This is a genomic window from Streptococcus sp. 121 (assembly GCF_016458205.1).
Classification (GTDB): Bacteria; Bacillota; Bacilli; order Lactobacillales; family Streptococcaceae; genus Streptococcus.
Genome location: NZ_JAEMED010000080.1, coordinates 1 through 1,413 on the forward strand (window position 1 = coordinate 1; position 1,413 = coordinate 1,413).

The window sequence follows — 1,413 nt, forward strand, 5'->3', positions numbered from 1 at the left end:
TTACCGGTTTCATAAAGGCTTACGATGGTTTCTTTGAATTCTTTACTATACTTTTGTGACATATGGACTTCTCCTTTGGTTTGAGATAATTCTACCAAATCGTGTCCATGAAATCATACTAACACCACTGTAAACTATTGAGTAGTAGATTGATTAGTGCTTCCTTGTTGCGTATGATAGAAGTATATCTCTGCCCTTTTTCAAGAGCATCTTTCGTATAAAGATATAGGAGATCTGGTGGTAGGGAATGGGAACAGTTCCCTAATAAGAGTGTTTCGTAGTATCCCCAATTTTCAATAGTTAGCAGATAGTCTGAGAGATATGCAAGCTCATCCTCTGCTAGTTTAACTTGCGTTAATCTTGAGAGGACACTTTTGATTAGAATAAAGTTTAAACGATGGTAATGTGATTGAGTTTCTTCGAAAAATTGTTTCTCTTGCTCTGCCAGTGTAAGAAGTAAGTGAATATCATGTTGATAGGCCGAACTTTGAACAGTATTCATAAAAATTGTGAATTCTGCTGGTTTATAATGATTGCAGGCCAGCAGAAACTCTTCAAACGTAGTACCGATTTTTTCCAGCAGGTAAAGAAGTTTAAAGACGGATATCTCTGTTTCTCCTAATTCAAATCTAGAAATTTGAGATTTTGAAATATCAGCTCCAGCAAGAGACGAAATTGAAATTCCTTTTTCTTCACGTAAGGCACGATACGTTTCTCCTAAAATCATAAGGTTTCCTCCTCGTTTAAGTCAAATACTATCACCATAAGCGTGCACTGTCAACTGAGTAAATATATCTATACCTGTTGTGTTAGTTAATCTTGGAAATAATAAAAAAACTTTGCGTATCATAAACTCAAAAACATTATGAGTTGAAGACATGATACGCAAAGTAAAGTACATTACTATGGTATTAAATTTCCAGTAATAGTTGGAGATAACGGTTTTCCAGTAAATTATGTGGTCACACCAGTCTCAGTTCATGATAGTCAAATCGCTTACGAACTACTTATCTCCAGCCCTTTCTCAATTATCCATGGCGACAAGGGATATGTCACGAAATCATTGAAAGAGCGTTTACTATGGTGTGGAATCAGATTAATGATTCAATTAAGTGAGAACATGAGTAACTACTCTAGACTAGAACATATCGGTATTCAGAGTATCTCCTTAAAAGTCTAGTGGTGAAAAGTCAATTTCAAAGTTCTGAGCAGTTACTCTTTTTTTTCAGAAAAAAGGGCGCACTGAAAAGAGCTAGCGAAAAATGATGTTTTTCAATCAATTTTCGCTAGATTTTCAAGGAGTGTGCAGATCCTAATAGGTATCTTCCATAAGCCTCCTTGGTGGCGTATAGAGTTGGCGGTTGCGTAGTAGCACATCCACCAGACGCACAAATTTTCTAGCAGTTAAGACGA

1 protein-coding gene and 1 pseudogene are annotated in these 1,413 nt (G+C 36.2%); one reads left to right on the forward strand and one right to left on the reverse strand.

Annotated elements, in window-relative coordinates; genetic code table 11:
- Window positions 1-118 precede the first annotated feature (118 nt).
- On the reverse strand, window positions 119-727 hold the full coding sequence (locus JEQ21_RS09775) for a helix-turn-helix domain-containing protein (RefSeq protein WP_199365311.1): 609 nt from the start codon (window positions 725-727) through the stop codon (window positions 119-121).
- A 174-nt stretch (window positions 728-901) separates the two neighbouring features.
- On the opposite strand from JEQ21_RS09775, the pseudogene JEQ21_RS10360 reads away from it, so the two are divergent.
- Window positions 902-1,180 (forward strand): annotated as a pseudogene (locus JEQ21_RS10360) (transposase); the annotation flags it as partial.
- Window positions 1,181-1,413: the final 233 nt, after the last annotated feature.

Bases quoted from the DNA above. Each gene is read 5' to 3' on its own strand.
- JEQ21_RS09775 (WP_199365311.1), bottom strand. From the start codon at position 727: ATGATTTTAGGAGAAACGTATCGTGCCTTACGTGAAGAAAAAGGAATT.